Source organism: Rhodococcus sp. C1 (assembly GCF_020809065.1).
Lineage (GTDB): Bacteria > Actinomycetota > Actinomycetes > Mycobacteriales > Mycobacteriaceae > Rhodococcus_F > Rhodococcus_F qingshengii.
The window spans coordinates 2,931,496-2,953,402 of sequence record NZ_CP078080.1; the positions used below are offsets into that span (position 1 = coordinate 2,931,496).

General features: G+C 63.9%; 16 protein-coding genes. 7 read left to right on the plus strand and 9 right to left on the minus strand.

The features are described from left to right. On the plus strand, positions 1-1,647 hold the full coding sequence (locus KTR60_RS13580) for an MDR family MFS transporter (protein WP_007732863.1): 1,647 nt from the start codon (positions 1-3) through the stop codon (positions 1,645-1,647). A 51-nt stretch (positions 1,648-1,698) separates the two neighbouring features. On the opposite strand, the gene KTR60_RS13585 is transcribed toward KTR60_RS13580, so the two are convergent. Continuing rightward, a complete protein-coding gene (locus tag KTR60_RS13585; RefSeq protein WP_007732865.1) occupies positions 1,699-2,364 on the minus strand; it encodes an SIMPL domain-containing protein in 666 nt (221 codons plus the stop codon). A gap of 9 nt (positions 2,365-2,373) precedes the next feature. Then, positions 2,374-4,200 (minus strand): glutaminase A, encoded by a 1,827-nt coding sequence (glsA, locus tag KTR60_RS13590; protein WP_125051007.1) that lies wholly within the window; start codon positions 4,198-4,200, stop codon positions 2,374-2,376. A gap of 252 nt (positions 4,201-4,452) precedes the next feature. On the opposite strand from glsA, the gene dxs reads away from it, so the two are divergent. Further along, positions 4,453-6,399, plus strand: a complete 1,947-nt coding sequence (gene dxs / locus KTR60_RS13595) for a 1-deoxy-D-xylulose-5-phosphate synthase (protein ID WP_210378372.1) — start codon at positions 4,453-4,455, stop codon at positions 6,397-6,399. 95 nt (positions 6,400-6,494) lie between these two features. On the opposite strand, the gene KTR60_RS13600 is transcribed toward dxs, so the two are convergent. Together KTR60_RS13600 and KTR60_RS13605 are read right to left on the minus strand one after the other, a co-directional pair. Further along, a complete protein-coding gene (locus KTR60_RS13600) occupies positions 6,495-7,937 on the minus strand; it encodes a sugar porter family MFS transporter (protein WP_007732869.1) in 1,443 nt (480 codons plus the stop codon). 350 nt (positions 7,938-8,287) lie between these two features. Then, on the minus strand, positions 8,288-9,304 hold the full coding sequence (locus tag KTR60_RS13605; RefSeq protein WP_054188508.1) for an iron-siderophore ABC transporter substrate-binding protein: 1,017 nt from the start codon (positions 9,302-9,304) through the stop codon (positions 8,288-8,290). 124 nt (positions 9,305-9,428) lie between these two features. On the opposite strand from KTR60_RS13605, the gene KTR60_RS13610 reads away from it, so the two are divergent. Together KTR60_RS13610 and KTR60_RS13615 are read left to right on the plus strand one after the other, a co-directional pair. After that, on the plus strand, positions 9,429-9,980 hold the full coding sequence (locus tag KTR60_RS13610) for a TetR/AcrR family transcriptional regulator (protein ID WP_003942617.1): 552 nt from the start codon (positions 9,429-9,431) through the stop codon (positions 9,978-9,980). A 102-nt stretch (positions 9,981-10,082) separates the two neighbouring features. After that, positions 10,083-11,654 carry a GMC oxidoreductase gene (locus KTR60_RS13615; protein WP_228402221.1) on the plus strand — a complete coding sequence of 524 codons (1,572 nt, stop codon included), beginning with the start codon at positions 10,083-10,085 and terminating at the stop codon, positions 11,652-11,654. Positions 11,655-11,719: 65 nt separating this feature from the next. Here KTR60_RS13615 and KTR60_RS13620 read toward each other — a convergent pair whose 3' ends face one another. The 5 genes from KTR60_RS13620 to KTR60_RS13640 form a co-directional block, all read right to left on the minus strand. After that, positions 11,720-13,825 (minus strand): 3-hydroxyacyl-CoA dehydrogenase NAD-binding domain-containing protein, encoded by a 2,106-nt coding sequence (locus KTR60_RS13620; protein ID WP_228402222.1) that lies wholly within the window; start codon positions 13,823-13,825, stop codon positions 11,720-11,722. Continuing rightward, positions 13,826-15,046 (minus strand): thiolase family protein, encoded by a 1,221-nt coding sequence (locus KTR60_RS13625; RefSeq protein WP_003942598.1) that lies wholly within the window; start codon positions 15,044-15,046, stop codon positions 13,826-13,828. 161 nt (positions 15,047-15,207) lie between these two features. Next, complete coding sequence (locus KTR60_RS13630) at positions 15,208-16,497, minus strand: ribonuclease D (protein ID WP_050656618.1); 1,290 nt, start codon at positions 16,495-16,497, stop codon at positions 15,208-15,210. Positions 16,498-16,508: 11 nt separating this feature from the next. Further along, on the minus strand, positions 16,509-17,915 hold the full coding sequence (locus KTR60_RS13635; RefSeq protein ID WP_003942594.1) for a WS/DGAT/MGAT family O-acyltransferase: 1,407 nt from the start codon (positions 17,913-17,915) through the stop codon (positions 16,509-16,511). A gap of 60 nt (positions 17,916-17,975) precedes the next feature. Further along, positions 17,976-18,566: a DUF3000 domain-containing protein gene (locus tag KTR60_RS13640; protein WP_003942604.1), complete on the minus strand. Its 591-nt coding sequence runs from the start codon at positions 18,564-18,566 to the stop codon at positions 17,976-17,978. A 168-nt stretch (positions 18,567-18,734) separates the two neighbouring features. On the opposite strand from KTR60_RS13640, the gene hemE reads away from it, so the two are divergent. The 3 genes from hemE to hemQ are packed head-to-tail and all read left to right on the plus strand — an operon-like array spanning position 18,735 to position 21,890. Next, entirely contained in the window at positions 18,735-19,832 is a 1,098-nt protein-coding gene (gene hemE, locus KTR60_RS13645; RefSeq protein ID WP_162113571.1) for a uroporphyrinogen decarboxylase, read from the plus strand. Further along, positions 19,829-21,190, plus strand: coding sequence for a protoporphyrinogen oxidase (locus KTR60_RS13650; protein WP_081557797.1), 1,362 nt, complete (start codon positions 19,829-19,831; stop codon positions 21,188-21,190). Before hemE ends, KTR60_RS13650 begins: the two co-directional genes overlap by 4 nt. A 4-nt stretch (positions 21,191-21,194) precedes the next feature. Then, the gene (gene hemQ / locus KTR60_RS13655; protein ID WP_003942644.1) at positions 21,195-21,890 is read left to right on the plus strand and encodes a hydrogen peroxide-dependent heme synthase; all 696 of its coding nucleotides are present in this window, start codon (positions 21,195-21,197) and stop codon (positions 21,888-21,890) included. Positions 21,891-21,907: the final 17 nt, after the last annotated feature.

The window sequence follows — 21,907 nt, forward strand, 5'->3', positions numbered from 1 at the left end:
ATGGCAGCAACAGTAGGAGAAACCCGGGCAAGTACCGGAGGTGACGGATCGGCTCGCGAAGCGGGCGCGATGACTCACCGCGAAATTCTCGAAGCACTCACCGGACTCATCGCGGCGCTGTTCACCGCGCTGCTCAGCAGCACCATCGTTTCGACAGCGCTTCCCACGATCATCGGTGAACTGCACGGAACTCAGACGCAGTACGCCTGGATCATCACGACAGCGTTGCTCGCCACCGCGGCGTCGACGCCGATCTGGGGCAAGCTTGCCGACCTTTACAACAAGAAGGTGCTGGTCCAGACCGCGATCGTCATCTTCGTGATCGGCTCGGTCATCGCCGGCGCGGCGCACAACGTTCCGTTGCTGCTCGGTGCGCGTGTCATCCAGGGCATCGGTATGGGCGGTCTGACCGCTCTCGTCGTAGCCATCATCGGCACGATCATCCCGCCGCGAGATCGCGGTCGCTATTCCGGATACATGGGTGCGGCCATGGCCGTCTCGATGTCCGGTGGACCGATCCTCGGCGGCGTCCTCGTGGACACTGCCGGCTGGCGCTGGTGCTTCTACGTATGTGTTCCGCTGGCAGTCATCGCATTGTTCCTGCTTCAGCGCACACTGCACGTCGAGACCGTGAAGAAGGACAACGTCTCCATCGACTGGATGGGCGCCACCTTGCTCACCGCCGGTGTCAGCGTCCTGCTGATCTGGGTTTCGTTTGCCGGTCAGGACGACTACTACGCCTGGTTCTCGAAGGAGTCGGCCTTCTTCGTCATCGGTGGTCTGGCCCTGCTCGGCCTGACGATGTTCGTCGAATCCAAGGTCAAGGATCCGATCCTGCCGATCAAGATCATCACCGAGCGCACCACGGCTCTCGCGATCATCGCCTCGATCGCAGTTGGTGTCGGCCTCTTCGGCGCGACGACGTTCCTGACGCAGTACTTCCAGACCGCACGCGGATTCGATCCCACCGAAGCCGGATTGCTCACCATTCCGATGGTCGCAGGCATGCTCGTCGCCTCGGTCGGCTCGGGCCAGCTGATCACCAAGTTCGGTCAGTGGAAGCCCTTCATCGTCGCCGGCGCAGTTCTGCTGCTGGTCGGTTTCGGGCTGCTGTCGACGATCGACCACGCAACCAGCCTCTGGACCATCGGAATCTTCATCGCCATCGTGGGTCTCGGTACCGGCATGCTGATGCAGAACATCGTGCTCGCCGTGCAGAACACGGTCAGCGTCGAGAACATCGGCGCGGCCAGCAGTATCGTGGCGTTCTTCCGCACCTTCGGCGGCGCGATCGGCGTGTCGGTGCTCGGTTCGATTCTTGCGACCCGCGTCAAGACACTGACAGTCGATTCGGTCTCCACCTTGCCGCCCGAGCAGCAGGCAGTAGCTGGAAAGAGCCTCCAGGACGGCCTCGACCTGAGCAATATGCCTGACTTCGTCTCGCAGATCGTTCGGTTCGCCTACGGCGACGCAACAGGACGGATCTTCCTGGTCGCAGCCGTCGTCGCCGTGGTCACGCTCGTGTCGGTCATCTTCATCCCGAACCGTCCGTTGCGCACCACCATCGACATGGCAACCCCCGACGCCGAGCAGAAGTTCGAAGAAGAACGCGAAGAGAAGAACGAGGAGAAGAACCTCACTCGCTGATCCGCAAGCCCGGCTGGTCTACTGCCGGCCGCGTCTTCTGAATTACTGTTGTCACGCCATAGCCCATCGAACGCGGACCGAGATCGATTCTTCGATCTCTCCGCGTTCGACGGCTATCGGGGCCGAATCCGCTTTCATCGCCGCGACACGTCCGCGCATCGGCACGATCTGGTCGAAGTCCTCGAGCACCTCGAGGACTTCGACCAGATCTTTGTCTGCAAGGTCTGCGAACTGTCTGGCCTTCGATTCGGCTGCCGTCCAGGCCAATTCGCGTGCTCTTGTCGCCAGATCGCTGCGGTCGTCGAGATCGAACTCCAGTCCGTCGAGCCGAATCGCGTCGCCACCCACCGATACACATGCCGCGATGACGGCAGCGGGGGAGTTCGCCGCTTCCGGCTCCAGCTCTCGCAGTACGACTCGGAAAGTTGTCGATGCCGTGAATCCTGTTGTCTCCTGGCGGCCTCCGTCGCTCCAGTGAGTCTGCGGATGGACGCTCAGCCCGGCGGTGGTGAGGTCCGCTCCGCGCACACCGCGCGCGTGCAGGGTCTCGGTCAGGGCAGTGGACAGACGCGCGACGGCGTCGAACGCGTCGGAAACGGCCGTCTGTGTCACCGATACTCCGATCGTCAATCGCACGATGTCGGGAACAGCTGTTGCAGTGGCGGTTCCGGTTACCGTGACAGTGGACGGATCCGAGGTGAAGGCGGTGGTGGGCACGTGTGGTTCCTATCCGATTCGTCCGGCGGATATGACACTCCGCAACATCAGGTCCAATTGCTCGTAGGCGCCCGCAGCCAGTCGTTCGAGAAGCGCAAGTTTCAACTCGGGTGCCTGTGCGGTCAGTTCTGCATATCGCTCCGGAGTCAGCACGGCCACGGTGACCGTGGAATCGGCGCGGATGTCGTTGAGGAACGGAGTGTCGAGGAACATCGTCATCTCGCCGAACGTCATTCCGGCGGAGAGCGTCGTGATGCGGTGCTCGACCCCGTGCGCGTCGGTGAACATGGTGCTGACCTGGCCACTGAGAATCAGATAGAACCCCGAGGCCGCTTCGCCTCGGCGGGCGATCTTCTCGCCGCGGGCATAGGTTCGCGTCTCCAGTTCTGCGGAGAATCCCTCGATCTGCGCCGCGGACAGAGCATCGAGAACTGGGTGGTCCTCGATCGAGATCGTCGACGCCTGCCGATCGGCCTCACAATGCACCGCAAGCAGCGTGTCTTCGCACCACTGCATGGCGGAATCGAGATCCGCAAAAACCCGACCACTTCTTCTGGCGGGGTCGATGCTCGAACTTCGTTGTCCCAGCAGTCCTTGCGGATCGACGACGGCCACAGCACAAGCCTGCGCGGCCAGCTGAACCTGCAGCGCAGTGATCATGCGTACCGCGACGTCGCTGGCGTCGTCGACGCGGCGGACGTCGATGACGACAACTTCGAGGCCCTCGTCCACCGAGCCGATTTCGCGGACCGCCGATTCGGCACCGGTGAAGAGGAGATCGCCGTGCAGTTCGTAGACCCGGCTGCGCTTGCCGACGTCGTCGAGCACGGCTTGTTCGGTCGGGGTGCGTCGTACTCGCGACGGTGCTTCGATGACGCTGTATCTGGCCCGGATCGACGAGCGTGACGCCCGCGTCACGTGGAGGAAGTGCAGTTCGAGTTCCTTCGACAGTGCCCGGGCAGAAGCAACTCCGCGAACACTGTTGCCGTGAACGTCGAGCCTGGGGGAGTACACGGCGATGCCGATCTGGCCCGGCAGAACCGCCAGCACTCCGCCGCCGACACCGCTCTTGGCCGGCAATCCGACCTCTACCAGCCACTTGCCGGCGCCGTCGTACATTCCGCACGTAGCCATGACGCTGAGGACCTGTTCGACGCCTGCGGGTGCCAGCGCGCGCTCGTGGGTGAGCGGATTGACACCGTTGTTCGCCATCGTCGCAGCCATCAGACTCAGGTCGCGGCAGGTCACGTCGATCGAGCATTGACGGAAATACAGGTCGACGGCCTCGTCGGGATTGCCGGTGATGACGTCGAAGGATCGCAGCATGTGGCCGATCGCACGGTTGCGGTGACCGGTGCGGGCCTCGGAGGTGTAGACGGCTTCGTTGAAGGTCAGCTCGCGGCCTGCGTATCGCGAGTACGCCGAGCGGATGCGCTCGAAGCGGGCCTCGGGATTCGGTCCGGCAACCAGTGATGCAGCGGTGATAGCCCCGGCATTGATCATGGGGTTTCGTGGCCGTTCGGTGAGCGGGTCGAGGCTGATTTCGTTGAACGGCTCGCCGGATGGTTCGACGTCGATTTTCGCGGCAACCGCCTCGCTTCCTCGATCGGCGAGAGCCAAGGCGTAGGTGAAGGGCTTCGAGATCGACTGAATGGTGAACGGGATTCGCGAGTCACCGATCTCGTAGACGTAACCGTCTACGGTGGCGATGCAGATTCCGAACGAATCGGGGGCGACCGCCGCGAGTTCGGGGATGTAGTCGGCCAACTCGCCTTCGTCGAGTGATCGGACTTCGTCGAACACTCGCGTTATCAGGTCGTCGACCACAGTTCCCATACGTCGACCTTAAGCTGACATGGCGGTCGTTTTGTGGAAGAAGAGTTGCCGAGTCGATCGCGACGGATCCCATTTGTCTGTGATTGCGATCACGAGCGATCCGCGGGATTTCGCTGTTACGCGAAGTCACACCGGAATCGGGCCGAGTCCGCGTGTCGGTTCGCCGGAACGCTCCGTAGACTGGCAGCACTGTCGCGAAGACAGCCGCGGCGCGCACCGGTGCAGCTGTGAAGCACGGAGGGAGCGATCTCGTTGGGTGTTCTTGCCCGCATTCAGGGTCCTGACGATCTACGTCAGTTGAGCCACGCCGAGATGACGGAGTTGGCCGACGAGATTCGTGAGTTCCTCGTGCTGAAGGTCGCTGCGACCGGTGGTCACCTCGGGCCCAACTTGGGCGTCGTGGAGTTGACCCTCGCACTGCACCGAATTTTCGACTCGCCGCAGGACGCGATCATCTTCGACACGGGCCATCAGGCCTATGTACACAAGATCCTCACCGGTCGTCAGGATCAGTTCGACACTCTGCGTAAGCAGGGTGGACTGTCCGGGTATCCGTGCCGCGCCGAGAGCGAACACGACTGGGTCGAGTCTTCTCACGCTTCCGCCGCGTTGTCCTATGCCGACGGCCTCGCGAAGGCCTTCGCGCTGACGGGTCAGAATCGCCACGTAGTTGCCGTCGTCGGTGACGGCGCGCTGACCGGCGGAATGTGTTGGGAAGCTCTCAACAACATCGCGGCAGGCAAGGACCGTTCGGTGGTGATCGTGGTCAACGACAACGGTCGCTCGTACGCACCGACCATCGGCGGACTCGCCGATCATCTCTCGGCGCTGCGCACCGCACCGAGTTACGAGCGCGCCCTCGACAGCGGCCGGCGCATGGTCAAGAGACTGCCCTGGGTCGGGCGCACTGCTTACTCCGTCCTTCACGGGATGAAGGCCGGTCTCAAGGACGCGGTCAGTCCTCAGGTGATGTTCACCGATCTCGGTATCAAGTACCTCGGACCGGTCGACGGTCACGACGAAGCTGCCATGGAATCGGCGTTGCGCAGGGCCAAGGCCTACGGCGGACCAGTCATCGTTCACGCCGTCACCCGCAAGGGCAACGGTTACGCACACGCGGAAAACGACGTGGCCGATCAAATGCATGCCACCGGTGTCATCGATCCCGTCACCGGTCGCGGCGCCAAGTCGTCAGCGCCGGACTGGACGTCGGTCTTCTCGGCCGCATTGATCGAGCAGGCTTCGCGTCGTGAGGACATCGTCGCCATCACCGCGGCCATGGCCGGGCCCACCGGCCTTGCGGCATTCGGTGAGAAGTTCCCCGACCGCATGTTCGACGTCGGTATCGCCGAGCAGCACGCGATGACCTCGGCCGCCGGCCTTGCATTGGGCGGACTGCACCCCGTGGTCGCTATCTACTCGACCTTCCTCAACCGAGCGTTCGACCAGTTGTTGATGGATGTCGCACTGCTCAAGCAACCTGTGACAATCGTGCTCGACCGCGCCGGTGTCACCGGAGTGGACGGCGCCAGCCACAACGGCGTCTGGGATCTTTCGCTGCTCGGAATCATTCCCGGGATTCGCGTCGCGGCACCGCGTGACGCCGACACACTGCGTGAAGAACTGGACGAAGCACTCCTCGTCGACGACGGACCAACTGTTGTTCGCTTCCCGAAGGGCGCTGTACCCGAAGCGATTCCGGCCGTGAAGCGACTCGATGGAATGGTCGACGTTCTCAAGTCCAGCGAGGGTGAGCGCGGCGACGTGCTCCTCGTCGCGGTGGGCCCGTTTGCATCCCTGGCACTCGAGATTGCCGAGCGGCTCGACAAGCAGGGCATCTCGGTTGCCGTCGTCGATCCGCGGTGGGTTCTGCCGGTCGCGGATTCGCTGGTGAAGATGGCGGACAAGTACGCCCTCGTGGTCACCATCGAAGACGGTGGTCTGCACGGCGGCATCGGTTCGACGGTCTCGGCCGCGATGCGGGCAGCCGGAGTGCACACGTCGTGCCGCGACATGGGCGTTCCCCAGCAGTTCCTCGATCACGCCAGCCGCGAGGCCATCCACAAGGAACTCGGACTCACGGCTCAGGACCTCTCCCGCAAGATCACCGGCTGGGTGGCGGGGATGGGCAGCGTCGGCGTCCACGTCCAGGAAGACGCGTCCTCGGCCTCGGCTCAGGGTGAAGTCGCTCAAGGCTGACAGGTCGTCTACCGACAAATCTCGAAAAGCGGTGGCCCTCGGATCAATCCGAGGGCCACCGCTTTTCGGTGTAAAGGTTTGAAACCGGGAGAGCGCTATTGCACGGATTCGAGTGTGCTGCCTCGCGTTTCCTTCACGAACCTGAGGACGACGAACAGCGACAACACTGCCATGACGGCGTAGCCGGCGTAGGTGTACGACAGATTCCAATCGGCCAGTGCCGGGAACGTCCAGGACACCAGGAAGTTCGCGACCCAGTTGGTGGCGGTCGCAATTCCCACTGCTGCAGCACGCACGCGGTTGGGGAACATTTCGGAGATCAACACCCAGACGACCGGGCCCCAGGACAAGGCGAAGAAGAACACGAATGCGTTCGCCCCGATAAGAGCGATAGTGGCATTGGCTCCGGTCAGCGTCGCCACGGATTCGCCGATCTCGTTCTTGGTCACTGTTGCCGAATGGAAACAGAATGCTGCGGTGCCCAGTGAGATGGCCATACCGGCGGAACCGACCAGCAACAGCGGCTTTCGACCGACCCGGTCGATGACGGCGATGGCGACAAACGTACCGACGATGTTGACCAAGGCGCTCACGACGCTGATCAGCAGGGACCGGTCTGCGCCGAATCCGACCGCCTGCCAGAGGGTGCTCGAGTAGTAGAAGATCACGTTGATACCGACCAACTGCTGCAATGCGGCGAGTGCAATACCGACCCACACCAGATGGGAGACCCCGAGCCGCTTCGAGAAGAGTTGGCGGACTGTGGTCTTGGCTTGCTTCTCCGTCAGAGATTCGCGGATCTCGTTCATGCGTTCGGTGACGGCGTCGTGATCTCCACCTTCGAGATCGGAGATGATCTTGCGAGCACGATCGTCCTTGCCCTGCGCCACGAGGAACCGTGGAGACTCGGGAATCGTGGTTGTCATGATCAGGTACAGGACTGCGGGAACCGCCTCGAGCATCAGCATCCACTGCCAGGCTTCGAGGCCTGCGATCTGATTGCGATCACCACCGGCCGCGGCCTGGAGGGCGTAGTTGACCAACTGTGACACGGCGATTCCGAGAACGATAGCCAGCTGGTACATCGAGCCGAGACGTCCGCGAATCGCGGCGGGAGAGATCTCCGCGATGTAGGCCGGGGCGATGACTGACGCGAAACCCACTGCCAGGCCGCCGACCACGCGCCAGAATGTGAGGTCGTAGACGCTGAACGGAATTGCGGAGCCTACGGCGCCGATGATGAACAACACCGCGGCTATCTGCATGACGCGGATGCGGCCGAGTCGGTCGGCGAGTGTGCCTGCGATCCAGGCGCCGAGTGCTGCGCCGAGCAGAGTCAGTGAGACCGTGAGCCCGGTGCCCGAGGCGCCGATGTCGTACTTGTCTCGGATCGCACCGACCGCCCCGTTGATGACGGCGGTGTCGTATCCGAACAGAAAACCGCCGAGCGCGGCGGCGCCGGCGAAGAGCACTGCATGTCCGACGTCGGCGCGAGTAGCGCCTGATCCTCCGCCGGAGGCGGTTCCGCTGAATGCCATTCCTGCCCCCTCAAAGGCCCTACGGTCGACACCCCGATGCGCCGATCCATCCGCGAGCACTCTGCACGCTACGCCCACCGGGACAGATTTGGCGGGGACTCACGCGCCGTTACCCAGCTGAGTCCATTCCCGCAGAGAATCAGCTTGACACAGTAATGTCGTATTGATTGCAGTTAGTATGCAAACAATATGGTAAGTGCAGGTGAGGGCGCTTTACTCGCCCGAGAGACGCTCGGCTTTTGCTGCGATGTCTTCGAGATCCTTCGCCATGAATTTTCGGGTCACCCGCCTCTCCGGCGAGCCGTTCGATACGGATCACGCCGGAGAGGGTTGTCGGGAAAATCTCGTTTCTAGGCCGAGGCGCGCTTTGCGGCTTCGCTCAACGTCGGTGTGATCTGGCCGAGGACCCACGGCGTGCTCAGGACGTTGACGTTGCTCAGTCCGCCGATGACCCGGGTGTCGCTGAGGAAGGCGGTGGATCCACGCTTGACCGCGCCGAGTCCACCGACTGCGGGTATGCCGGACGGATCACCGGAGCCGTCGGTGAAGCCGACGATCACATCGGCGTCGATGTCGGCGATGTTCTCGTAGGAGATCGTCTTGAAGAACGATCCACCTGCATTTTCCGCGGCTAGCTTCTCGACGCCCGGTGCGTTGACGAACCCGAGTTCGGTCAGCACCTGGACCCGCGGATCAGTGGGCAGATAGACGTTGATGTTGCTCGAATCGGTGTCGAAGTTGACCACTGCCAATGTCTTTCCGGCGAACTCCGGGTGGGCTGTGGCGGTATCGGCGAGAGTCGCGTCGAGGCCGTCGACGAGCTTGTCGGCCTCTTCGCTCTTGCCGACTGCCTTGCCGACGATGCGGGTCTGGTCCTGCCAGGATGTCTGCCAGGCCGCGCCGGGGTAGGCGGCCGTCGGTGCGATCTTGCTCAGTTGGTTGTAGACGGATTCCTCGAAGCCCTCGTACGGCGCGAGGATGACGTCGGGGGTCAACGACGCGATGGACTCGATCGGCGGTTCTCCGCTGGCCGGCATGTCGAAGAGCGTTGTCTTGTCCGCGTCGAAGTAGTCCTGCGCCCAGGGCATGACGCCGTTGTCGTCCGCGCCGTAGGTGTACTTGGGCTGTCCGACCGGAGTCAGATCGAGTGCGTACAGGATGTCCTGCGCGTTCCATCCGAGGGTGACGAGGCGCTCGGGCTTCGAGTCGATGGTCGTGGTGCCGAAGGTGTTCTCGATGCTGACGGGGAATCCGCCCGTACCTTGGGATGGCGTGGATGTGCCTGAATCCGAGGAGCACGAGACAAGTGCGGTGACCGCGATTGCAGCCGCACCGAGGGCAGTGAAGCCCCGAACAGAAGTTTTCATGAAGGGCAGCCTAACCTACTGAATTTCGGCAGCCAAACGAAACCGATTGTGCCGTTTATGCAGGTGGGAGTCGGATCTGGACCGCGTTTCTCAGTGCACCGTTTCGGTGGGCAATACTTTCCTCGTGCGATCACAGCAGAAGATTCTCGGCGCCGCCCTCGGACTGATCGAAGGTGGCGGATTCGAGGCTGTGAACATTGCCGCAGTTGCCACCGCGGCCGGTGTCTCGCGCCAGACGGTGTACTCGATTTTCGGCACACGTGAAGAGGTCGTCTCCCAGGCGATGGGCGGTCTCGCTGTCGAGGTTCTCGGGGAGATCACGGCACAGGTGGAGTCGGTCGACACGGCGTGTGATTACGTCGTCGAATTCATCGTTGCCGCGCGAACTGCCGTGCGTGCTCACCCGGTGCTCGCGACTCTGCTCCTCGCCGAGCGGGGAAACCCTGTCTTCGATCTCGAAATGATGAGTCGAGCAATACCTTTCGCTGGTCAGATGCTCACCCCTATGGTCGAACGTGGCCTCGCCACCGAGGCGGAGTTGGATGAGATAGTGGAAATTGCCGTGCGACTGGGGCTTTCGGTTGTTGCATTCGACAGTGACCTCGTACATTCCGACGACTCCTTACGGGCCTTTCTCTCGAGGTGGCTCGGGCCCGCAATCCGGTCGACCTCGTAGTTCCTTGCCTGCTCCGCCAAAACCTTGACACTCGAGCGTCAGAGTGTCTAGTTTTGGCGTGCCCGGAATTCTCTGGCGACATTCTTCGAGGGAGCACCAGTCATGTCCGGAGTGAAACGTAGATCGTTCTTGGCCGGTACGGCCGCCGTGGGAGTCGCGATGATGGCGCCACGCACTGCCAGGGCTGCAACAGGGATTCCGCTGACACGTGAAGTGCACCGTGTCGTGGTTATCGGATCGGGGTTCGGCGGCGGGGTGACGGCACTTCGCCTGGCCGAGGCGGGGGTTCCGGTCACTTTGCTGGAGAGAGGGATTCGGTGGCAGACCGGGCCGAATGCCGAAACTTTCCCGCACCCCGCCAGCCCGGACAAGCGCATCCTCTGGCATCAGTCCAACCCGACTCTGTTCGGCAGGCCGGCGATCTTCGAGCCATACGCGGGTTTGTTGGAGACGGTGACCGGTGAGAACATGACCGCGATCTGCGCAGCCGGTGTGGGCGGCGGATCGCTTGTGTACCAAGGGATGACGCTGCAACCGGAAGAAGCGGTCTTCAACACGCACTTTCCGGAGGAGCTCGATTACGCACGAATGGGCCGCGTCCATTACCCGCGGGTGGCGCGGATGCTGCAAGTGGAAACTGCACCAGACGAACTGATTTCCAGCCCGAACTACGAGGCGGCACGTGTATTCGCGCGTAACGCAACGCGTTCCGGTCTACCCGTGTCGAAGATTCCGATGCCGATCGACTGGAACTTCGCGTTGGCCGAACTGAGGGGTGAGATGAAGCCGTCTTACACCAACGGTGACGGCGCGCTCGGTGTCAACAACGGTGGCAAACATTCGGTGGATGTCACCTACATTGCGGCTGCGGAAGCGACCGGATTGGTGAATGTGGAGACTCTGCACCAGGTCACCGATGTCGAGCGGTCCGCCGACGGACGGTGGCGCGTGTACGTGGACCGGACCGACATTTCCGGCAAGATTCTCGAGAACAAGATCTTGACGACGGATGCGCTCGTCATGGCTGCCGGCAGCATGAACACCACCAAACTCCTGGTCCGCGCCGCGGCAACGGGGCGGATCACGGATCTGCCGGACGAGCTCGGCGCAGGGTGGGGGACCAATGCCGATCGGATCTACATCTGGTCGGATCTCGCCGAGAATTTCGGCGCGACGCAGGGCGGGCCGGTCGTCTACGGCAGCCGGAACTGGGACGACCCGCATAACGCGTTCACCGTCATTCAGGCGTCGTTCCCGCCCGTTGCGTTCGACGCTCACAGCACGGTGATGGTCGGATTCGGTGTGAGCCGCGACCGAGGTCGGTTCGTGTACGACTCGGCGCGGGGTGAGGCGGTGCTCCGTTGGCCGAGTGATGGCGACTCTGCGATCCAGCAAGGCCACATCGGACCTGCGGCCCAGCAGATCGCGGCAGGAGGACTGCTCACCGATACGAACGCGATACTGCCGTCCACGTGGCATCCCCTCGGCGGTGCCTGCATGAACTCGGTGTGCGATCTTGATGGGCGGGTTCTGGGCCAGCGGGGGTTGTACGTGCTCGACGGCGCTCTGCTGCCGGGAAACTCCGCTGCGTGCAATCCGTCGATGACTATCGCCGCCGTCGCGGAGCGTGCGCTCGAGAACATCGTGAAAGACGATGTGGGAACCCTATTCTGAGCCTGCAGAACGCCACGGACGGCGTACCCGAGGGCACGCCGTCCGTGACGGGTCGATCGACTGACTCAGACGCTGGCAACACCAGGCGCGAGGAAGCGCTTGCCGTTGACGGCCTCGGAGGTGCCGGTGCGGTCCAGGTACGGCGTGATGCCGCCGTTCCAGAATCCGAATCCGCCGCCGAGCAGCAGGCAGAGGTCGATGTCCTCGGCTGCCGCTACGACGCCCTCGTCGAGCATGATCTGAATTTCCTCGGCAAATGCACGACGTGTGCGCTCGAGGACCTCTTCCGAGGTGGACACCTTGTCACCCTGCGGCCACAGTGCGGCGACCTCGGGGTCGACGGCCTGACCGTTCTCGCCCCAGGTCCACACGCCGGGCTTGCGGGCCTCGACGAGTGCTTCGAGTCCGGGTGAGCTCTTGAACCGGTCCGGGTACGACTCCTGCAGGGTCTCACCGGTGTGCAGTGCCACTGCGGGTCCGACGAGGGCCAGCAAGGTGAACGGCGACATGGGCATGCCGAGTTCGGCGATGGCATTGTCTGCGACGTCGAAGGGGGTGCCTTCGTCGACGGCGGACATGACCTCACCCAAGGTGCGGGTGACGAGGCGGTTGAAGACGAAGCCGGCCTTGTCGCCGCAGAGGACGGCGGACTTCTTCAGCGACTTCGCGGTGGCGAAAGCCGTTGCGAGAGTGGCATCATCGGTCTTGCTGCCCTTGATGATCTCGAGGAGGGGAAGAACGGCCACCGGGTTGAAGAAGTGGAAGCCGACCACACGCTCGGGATGTTCGAGGCCGGACGCCATCTCCGTGATGGAGAGCGAAGACGTGTTGGTGGCGAGGATGGTTTCGGGAGCGATGAACTGCTCGAGTTCCGCGAAGACCTTCTTCTTGACGTCCATGTTCTCGAAGACGGCTTCGATGACGAAGTCGGTCTTGGCGAACGCGGCCTTGTCGAGGGAGCCGGAGACGAGCGCCTTGAGGCGGTTCGCAGCGTCGGGGGACAGGCGTCCCTTGCCCTGGAGCTTCTCGATTTCGGTGTGGACGTAGCCGACACCCTTGTCGATGCGTTCCTGGTCGATGTCGGTCAGGATGACCGGCACCTTGAGCTGGCGGACGAAGAGCAGCGCGAGCTGGCTGGCCATGAGGCCGGCGCCGACGATGCCGACGCCGCTGACCTTACGAGCGAGCGAGCGGTCGGGTGCTCCGGCGGGACGCTTGGCGCGCTTGTTCACCAGATCGAAGGCGTACAGACCAGCCCGGAGTTCGTCCGTCAGGAGGAGGTCGGCAAGAGCCTCGTCCTCGGCCGCGAAGCCCTTGTCGAGCGAGGCGGCATCGGTGATGTCGGTGCTGCGAGCCAGTTCGAGCAACTCGACGGCCTTGACGGCGCCGGGAGCGTTGCCCTTGGTCTTGCCGTCGACGATCGCCTTCGCACGAGCGATCGCGTCGTCCCAGCCCTGGCCACGATCGATCTCGGGGCGAGCGGGGGTCACTGTGCCGGCGAGGACCTGCGACGCCCAGGCGAGGGACTGCTCGATGAAGTCGGCGGAATCGAGAACGACGTCGACGACGCCGAGTTCGAGTGCCTTCTTGGGGGAGAGCACCTTGTTCTGGTTCAGCGAGTTCTCGATAACCACGGTGACGGCGTTCGACGGGCCGACGAGGTTGGGGAGCAACTGCGTTCCGCCCCAACCGGGGACCAGACCGAGGAATGCTTCCGGAAGACCCAGTGCGCCCGCATTGGCGGCAACCGTGCGGTAGTGGCTGTGCAGTCCGACCTCGAGGCCGCCGCCCAGAGCGATACCGTTGATGAAGGCGAACGTGGGAACGGACGACTCACGCAGGCGTCGGAACACCTTGTGGCCCAAGCGGCCCAGCTCGAGTCCCTGCTCACGAGAGGTGATCGCGGGAACACCCTTGAGGTCCGCGCCGGCGGCGAAGATGAAGGGCTTGCCGGTGACGGCGATGGCAACCGGGTTGGCGGCAAAGGCTTCGTCGAGGGCGGCGTCGAATGCTGCGAGTCCGCCGGGACCGAAGGACGACGGCTTGGTGTGGTCGAAGCCGTTGTCGAGGGTGATCAGTGCAAACGGGCCCTCGATGCCGGGGACCGAGATGATCTTCGTGTAGGCGTTCGTCACGACCTCGTCGGCGAATGCTGTTGCAATATCAGACATTTAGTTAACTCCTGCCTGGTAGTCAGCGTGGTTCGGGTTCTCCCAGATGACGGTGCCGCCCATGCCGAGGCCGATGCACATGGTGGTCAAGCCGTAGCGCACGTCGGGACGCGTCGCGAACTGGCGGGAGAGCTGCGTCATCAGGCGAACGCCCGAGGAAGCGAGGGGGTGGCCACACGCGATGGCGCCGCCCCACTGGTTGACGCGCGGGTCGTCGTCGGCGATTCCGTAGTGCTCGAGGAACGCGAGGACCTGAACGGCGAACGCCTCGTTGATCTCGAAGAGTCCGATGTCCTCGATCTTGAGGCCGGTGCGTGCCAGCAGCTTCTCAGTGGCGGGAACCGGGCCGATGCCCATGACGGCGGGGTCGACGCCCTGGTAGGCGAAGCCCACCATGCGCATGCCGACCGGCAGGCCGAGCTCGGCTGCGGTGTCCTCACCGGCGAGCAGTGCTGCGGTGGCACCGTCGTTGAGTCCGGCTGCGTTACCGGCGGTGATGCGTCCGGCCGGGCGGAACGGCGTCTTGAGCTTCGCGAGATCTTCGACGGTGGTTCCGGGGCGCGGCGGCTCGTCTTCGGTGGCCAGACCCCAGCCCGCGGAACTGCGGGTGGCGACGGGGACCAGGGTGTCGGCGATGAAGCCGGCCTTCTTGGCAGCGTCGTACTTGTTCTGGCTGTTGACGGCGTAGGCGTCCGTGCGGTCCTTGGTGATGGTCGGGAACCGGTCGTGCAGGTTCTCGGCGGTGTTACCCATCACGAGGGCGCTCGGGTCGACCAGGCGGTCGGCGAGGAAACGCGGGTTGGGGTCTGCGCCCTCACCCATCGGGTGGTGACCCATGTGCTCGACGCCACCGGCGATCACGACGTCGTACTGGCCGAAGCCGATGCCCGACGCGGTCGTGGTGACGGCGGTCATCGCGCCGGCACACATGCGGTCGATGGCGAATCCTGGAACGGTTTCGGGGAGACCGGCGAGGATCGCAGCGGTGCGGCCGATGGTCAGGCCCTGGTCGCCGGTCTGCGTGGTGGCTGCAACGGCAACTTCGTCGATCCGTGCGGGATCGAGCTGCGGGTTGCGGCGAAGCAGCTCACGAATCGCCTTGACGACGAGATCGTCTGCGCGCGTGTCGGCGTACATGCCTTTCGGGCCGGCCTTGCCGAACGGGGTGCGAATGCCGTCGACGAAGACGACGTTGCGTTGGTTGTTTGTGGATGGAGCCACGCGAATTCCTCCTGATGGAGCTGCCCACCGCACCGAAGGGCGGTGAGACGTTGGTTCGGCGATCACGGCCAGGCGTCCGGCCTCGTATCGAGCGTACTACTGCCCATTACTGACCGGTAACTTAACGTGCCGAATTGCTCCAACCTCACACCGGGGTCAGGTCAGGATTCCGGCTCTTCCACTTCGGGCTCGGCCGGGACCACGGAGTTCAGTGCCTCGGCGAGGACGGGAACGGTCAAAGTGCGTTGCCAGCCACGTGCGCCACCGGAAGTGAGCTTGGTCTCGATCGCACTCTCGACTTCGGCGATGTCCGAGTCGGGTTCCAGTTTCCAGTCCCAGCACAGGCGCCTGACCAGGTCGGGTTGGAGCAGATTCTCCACGGGCACCGAAACCTCTTTGCTCAGGTCCGACAGGGCTGCGCGCGCCGCGGTCAACCGATCAGCCGCCGCTGGATCCTGGCGGGCCCAGCGACCGGCAGCGGGCGGCCCGACGATGGGCGGGGTTTTCGGCGGAAGCTCGCTGTCGGGGAGCTTCCGCGCGGCTTCCAGTGCATCCATCCAGATACGCGAATAACGGCGTTGACGTGGTCCGCCGAAGACGGGAAGCGAGCGGAGCGCGTCCAACGACCGAGGATCTTTGAGAGCGGCATCGATGATCGCGGAGTCAGGAAGAACCCGACTCGGAGACACGTCGCGCTTGCGTGCGAGATCCTCGCGCGCCTGCCACAGCGCCCGTACCGCCGCCAACTGACGGGTGGTCTTGAGTGAGGTGATGTGCGACGTACGACGCCAGCGGTCCGGTTTGGGCTTGGGCGGGCCGGCCAGACGGATGTACTCGAACTCTTCCTTCGCCCACTCGAGCTTGCCTTGGGATTCGAGTTCGGCTTCCATTGCGTCGCGCAGTTCGAGAAGCACTTCGACGTCGAGGGCGGCGTAGTTCAACCAGGCGTCCGGCAGCGGACGTGTCGACCAGTCCGCAGCCCCGTGACCCTTGCGAAGTTCCACTCGCAGGGTTCGTTCCACGATCGCGGCGAGTCCGACTCGCTCGAACCCGGCCAGTCGTCCGGCCAGTTCGGTGTCGAACAGCTCGGCCGGCGTCAGGCCCAGTTCGGCGAGGCCGGGGAGATCCTGATCGGCAGAGTGCAGCACCCATTGCAACGGGTTGATCACCTCGGCCAACGGCTGCAGGTCTTGCGCTGTCGGAATCGGGTCGAGCAGGAACGATCCTGCTCCTTCGCGTCGAAGCTGGATCAGGTACGCCCGTGCCGAATAGCGGAATCCGGATGCGCGCTCGGCGTCCACGGCGAGCGGGCCGTGGCCGGAGGCCAGCGCGGCCGCGGCGTCGGCGACACCGGCGGCAGTGGTGATGACGTCCGGAACTCCGTCACGCGGAACGAGCAGCGGAACTACGTCGGAGGTGGGCTCGGTTGCATCATCGGTGACTTCGGACATGGTCACTGACTCTACGTCGCAGTCGGGGCCGGGGTTGTCACCTCAGCGTCGAACAGTTCGTCGAGTGCGGCTCCGAAACCTTGCGCGAGCTGGTCCAATTCGGGTGCCAGATCGGAGCAACTGACGATGCCGACGTCGAGTTTTCCGTCGAGAGACATCACCGTCACGTTGAGACCTGCTCCGTGAAAGATCGGGCCGAGCGGGAACATTCCCTTGATCTGGGCACCGAGGAAGTAGAGCGGGACCGGCGGTCCAGGCACATTCGACACGACCAGGTTGGACACGACGGGGTGACGCTCGGCGAGTTTGAGCGACGAGTACACGCGCATGGCGGCGCCGAACACCGCCGGCGAAGCGAACTGCGACCAGTCCTGGAGCATGTTCGCGCCCAGAGCCTCGTTGTGGTTCTTCGAGGTGGCGTTGTAATCGCTGATCGCGTGCAGGCGTTCGACCGGATCGGCGATCTGGGTGCCGAGTTGCGTGAACATGCCCGAGATCTGGTTCGTGCCCGGACGATCGGATTTGCCGTGGACCGACACCGGCACCATGGCGACGAGGGAGTCCTCCGGCAGCTCGTCCCGGTCCTCCAGATACTTACGCAGTGCCCCGGCGCAGAGCGCGAGAACCACGTCGTTGACCTTGACGCCGTGACGGTCCTTGACGGCTTTGACCTTCGCGAGATCGAGTTGGCTGAACGCGACGTTGCGGTGACCGGTGATCGCGCCGTTGAACGAGGTCCGCGGCGCGGTGAACGGAGCAGGCATCGCTTCACCCTTTCGCGCACGCGTCACCCACTTCGGGAGCATGGCGATTCCGCCGGGGACCAGACGGGCAATTCTTGCGGGTCGGGCGATGACGGCCATGAGTCCGCCGATGGCGATGTCCAGCGTTCCCGCGTCGCCCGCACCCTGTGCGGTGGGATCCACGAGCGCCGGTGAATCCGGTTCGAGACTGCACAGCTGAGCCAGGATGTTCGCGCCGGTGACACCGTCGGCAGCGCTGTGATGGATCTTCGACATGACGGCGATCTGTCCGTCGGCAAGTCCCTCGATGACCCACATCTCCCACAGCGGTCGGGAACGATCCAGCGGTTGGCTCGCGATGTGTCCGGCGAGCTCTGCCAGTTCCGCGTGTGTGCCGGGAGCAGGTACCGCGGTCCGATGGCAGTGCCGCTCGATGTCGAAATCGTGATCGTCGACCCACACGGGGTAGTCGAGATTGAGACGGGAATCTTTGAGTTTGCGCCGGAAGGTCGGCATGGTGGCCATTCGCGAGTCCAACTCGCGAAGCAGCTTCCGGTAGTCGTAGCCGCCCGGGATGGTCGTGGGGTCGAGCAGGACAAGTCCACAAACGTGCAATAGCTGGGTCGGTGTTTCCAAGTAGAGGAAGGTCGCGTCGAGTCCGCTGAGACGTTGCATGACTCATTCTAGAACAGGTTCTAGTATTTTTCCGGGGGAATGCTCAAACGAGTGACAGAGTTAGTCGTTCTGCCGCGACAGCGTGGTTATCCCGGCAGGCGGAAGCCCCGCCGCGTACGCGAGAACCTCGCAGAAAGCCTCGACGTGGTGAGCCAATTCGGACGAAGTTGCAGTCCAGGACGCTCGCAACTCCAGTTGATGGGCTCGCGGAGGCCCGGCGATGTCGCCGTACCGCACGGAAGTTGTGGCTGTGACCGTACCGCCCAGGGCCACAAAAGGTTCCGGTCCGGCCTCCAAAGCGTCCACCAGCCAACTCCAGGCTACTTCGGGAAGTAGTGGATCCGCGGCGACGGCTTCGTCGAGATCGGCCTGGATATACGCCACCAACCGCATGGTGCCGTTCCACGCCTCGTCGCCGTCCGGATCGAACAACAGGATCAGGCGGCCGAAAGCGTCACCTTCGGACTGCTCGGCCACTACGTCGGAGTCCGGGTGGAGAACCTCGGCCCCCACCGCGTGGCTGTACGGAGCGAGACGCTGCGGCGGGCGGATGGGACCGACCTCTATCTCGGGCCGAACCCGCGCAGCGGTCATCGCCTCCACGGCGGCACGGAACTCGGCCGGGTCGGCTGTCGATCCGGATGTCGTCACAGGTCAGGACGTTAGTCGGGGATGCGGGCGGGGAGGTGGAGGCGCGCCGACCGAGTGTGGCTCGGGTGTGTGGGCGCTCACGAACCGCTCGGGTGTCCGATCCCGAGTGTGGGACGTGGCAGCATTGAGTCGATCGAAGACACACGTTGGCGGAGAGCGCGAGGACTGATGAGCGGGTTGGACAACATGAATTCAGGCATTACCGGGTCGGCGGAGTACAGCGCTCGGCGAGTCTTGCCCCACGCACCGTTGCTTGCCGCGGCGACCGGACGCACTCCGAGTCGACGGCCGGTGTGGTTCATGCGTCAGGCCGGGCGTTCGTTGCCGGAGTACCGCGAGATCCGCGCCGGGATCGGCATGTTGGAATCTTGTTTCGATCCGGCGCTGGTCTGTGAGATCACGATGCAACCGGTGCGCCGTCACGACGTGGACGCGGCAATCCTGTTCTCGGACATCGTCGTTCCACTCAAAGCCGCAGGAATCGATCTCGACATCGTTGCCGGCGTCGGACCGGTGGTCGCCAATCCGATTCGCTCCATCGCCGACGTTGCAGCACTTCCGCGACTGGTCCCCGAAGAGGTAGGCGCAATCGCGCAGGCCGTTCGGCTTCTCACCACCGAGTTGGGCTCCACGCCGCTGATCGGCTTTGCCGGAGCGCCGTTCACTCTGGCGTCGTATCTGGTCGAAGGTGGTCCGAGCCGGAACCACGAGAAGACCAAAGCGCTCATGCACTCCGATCCGAAGACCTGGCACGCGTTGCTCGGAAGCTTGGCCGACACCACGATCTGCTTCCTGCAGGCGCAGCTCAAGGCGGGCGTCGACGCGGTCCAGCTGTTCGACTCGTGGGCCGGCGCGCTCTCGCTGGCCGATTACCGGGAATTTGTTCTCCCGCATTCCGAGCGAGTGTTCGCCGAGGTTGCCGCTGCCGGCGTCCCGCGTATCCACTTCGGTGTCGGCACCGGTGAACTTCTCGGCGCGATGGGGGAGGCAGGCGCCGACGTCGTGGGTGTCGACTGGCGGATTCCGCTCGACGTCGCGGCTGGTCGTGTCGGTCCGGGTAAGGCGCTGCAGGGCAATCTCGATCCCGCCGTACTGTTCGCGGGCCCCGAGGTGATCGATCGTGAGGTGCGCCGGATCGCCGCCGAAGGGGACCGCGCGATCGAGGCCGGTGCCATCGGCCACATCTTCAACCTCGGCCACGGAGTTCTTCCCGACACCGATCCCACGGCGATCACCTCGGCGGTGGAGCTGGTGCACTCGCTGTGACAACGACTCGGCCGTCGGTCGCGGTGATCGGAGGCGGAATCTCCGGTCTGGTTGCCGCGTACCGGCTTCGGCGCAGTCTGGGCTCCGAAGCGGACATCACGATCGTCGACGACTCACCGCGGCTGGGCGGGAAGCTGCGAACGATTGATCTGGGCGGCGGACCGATCGACATCGGTGCCGAGGCTTTCATCGCTCGTCGGCCCGAGGTTCCCGCGCTTCTCGCCGAGCTGGGACTGACCGATCAGATCGTCTATCCCGCGGGCCTGAGTCCGTTGATCTGGTCTCAGGGCTCACTGAATCGGTTGCCGACCGGAACCCTGATGGGAATCCCGGCTTCGGCGGAGTCGGTTCGAGATCTTGTCGACGAGCAGACCCTGGCGCGCATAGCGGCCGAGGCCGGCGTCCCGCTGGAGTGGACCCGCGGTTCCGATTGCAGTGTTGCCGAACTGGTTTCGCAGCGATTCGGTGATCAGGTGGTCAGCCGATCGGTGGATCCGCTTCTCGGTGGGGTGTACTCGGGGCTGGCGGAGACCATCGGCGTGCGTGCAGCTTTGCCGACACTCGCTGCGGCCCTCGATGCGGGCTCTCGGAGCCTCACGGATGCAGTCGCAGCCGCATTGCCGACGCCTGCACCGGGGCCGGTGTTCGGAGCGCTCAGAGACGGGTACGGCATCCTGCTCGATGCGTTGCAGCAGGCCGCCGACGCGACCTTCGTCCGTGGCGAGGCTTCTGGGTTGCGCAGCGACGGGGCTGGTTGGAACGTCGATCCGCTCGGAAGCGTCGACGCGGTGATTCTGGCCGTCCCGGCGCCGCGCGCGGCGGCGCTGTTGGCCGGAGTCGATGCGGATGTTGCGAGTACCGTCGCTCGGATCGAACTGGCGTCGTCCGCGGTGGTGGCGCTCCGGTTGTCCGGGCAGGTCGAACTTCCGCAGAATTCAGGGATCCTGGTAGCCACCGACGCCGACCTGACCGCCAAGGCGTTCACGCTGTCGAGCCGAAAGTGGACACACCTCGCTGATCGCGGTGAGCACCTCGTTCGGGTGTCGTTCGGTCGATTCGGTGCATCGGAGATCGTCGACCGGTCGGATGGTGAGTTGATCGACTTCGCGCGCGCCGATCTCGAGACCGTGACCGGAATCACCGAGGAGCCAGGCGCGACCTTCGTACAGCGGTGGCACGGAGGTCTTCCCCAATACGCCCCAGGTCACACGGAAATCGTGGCTGAAATCGAGTCCGGGATGACGCAGTTCGACGGCCTCGCCCTGGCCGGGTCGTGGCTGCACGGCGTCGGGGTTCCGGCGTGTGTCGCAGTCGGCACGACGGCGGCTACACGGATATTCGAGCGAGTGGCACGATAGACCCATGGCACGCCTTGATTTCGACAAACTGAACTCTGAAATCCGCTACCTCATGTTCTCCGTGTTCCAGGTGGAACCCGGTGTGCTGGGCGATGATCGGGAAGCTGCGGTCAAGGACGCCCGCTTGTTCTTCGAGGGTCTCGAAGACAAGGGCGTCGTGGTTCGCGGGATCTACGACGTCGCCGGCCTGCGCGCCGACGCGGACTTCATGATCTGGACCCACGCGGCCACCATCGAGGAACTGCAGGCCGCGTACGCGGATTTCCGTCGCACCACCGTCCTCGGACAGGCCAGTGCTCCCATCTGGAGCAACTCGGCGGTGCACCGCCCCGCGGAGTTCAACAAGAGCCACGTGCCCTCGTTCATCGCGGGTGAGGATCCGGGCGACTACATCTGCGTCTACCCGTTCGTCCGCTCGTACGAGTGGTACCTGCTCCCCGACGAGGAGCGTCGCAAGATGCTCGCCGATCACGGTATGGCTGCTCGTTCGTACAAGGACGTTCGCGCCAACACGGTCCCGGCCTTCGCCCTGGGGGACTACGAGTGGATTCTCGCGTTCGAAGCACCCGAGCTCATTCGTATCGTCGATCTGATGCGCGATCTACGTGCCACCGAAGCTCGCTTGCACGTTCGCGAAGAGGTGCCGTTCTTCACCGGCCCGCGCGTGGACATCGAGAAGCTGGTCCTTTCCCTTCCCTGATCTGCTTCGAAAGTAGT

What these genes read in the sequence shown, in the direction of transcription:
- KTR60_RS13580 (WP_007732863.1), top strand. Translation starts at nt 1, where the DNA reads ATGGCAGCAACAGTAGGAGAAACCCGGGCAAGTACCGGAGGTGACGGA.
- glsA (WP_125051007.1), bottom strand. Translation starts at nt 4,200, where the DNA reads ATGGGAACTGTGGTCGACGACCTGATAACGCGAGTGTTCGACGAAGTC.
- KTR60_RS13600 (WP_007732869.1), bottom strand. Translation starts at nt 7,937, where the DNA reads ATGGCATTCAGCGGAACCGCCTCCGGCGGAGGATCAGGCGCTACTCGC.
- KTR60_RS13605 (WP_054188508.1), bottom strand. Translation starts at nt 9,304, where the DNA reads ATGAAAACTTCTGTTCGGGGCTTCACTGCCCTCGGTGCGGCTGCAATC.
- KTR60_RS13615 (WP_228402221.1), top strand. Translation starts at nt 10,083, where the DNA reads ATGTCCGGAGTGAAACGTAGATCGTTCTTGGCCGGTACGGCCGCCGTG.
- KTR60_RS13620 (WP_228402222.1), bottom strand. Translation starts at nt 13,825, where the DNA reads ATGTCTGATATTGCAACAGCATTCGCCGACGAGGTCGTGACGAACGCC.
- KTR60_RS13630 (WP_050656618.1), bottom strand. Translation starts at nt 16,497, where the DNA reads ATGTCCGAAGTCACCGATGATGCAACCGAGCCCACCTCCGACGTAGTT.
- KTR60_RS13635 (WP_003942594.1), bottom strand. Translation starts at nt 17,915, where the DNA reads ATGCAACGTCTCAGCGGACTCGACGCGACCTTCCTCTACTTGGAAACA.
- hemE (WP_162113571.1), top strand. Translation starts at nt 18,735, where the DNA reads ATGAGCGGGTTGGACAACATGAATTCAGGCATTACCGGGTCGGCGGAG.
- hemQ (WP_003942644.1), top strand. Translation starts at nt 21,195, where the DNA reads ATGGCACGCCTTGATTTCGACAAACTGAACTCTGAAATCCGCTACCTC.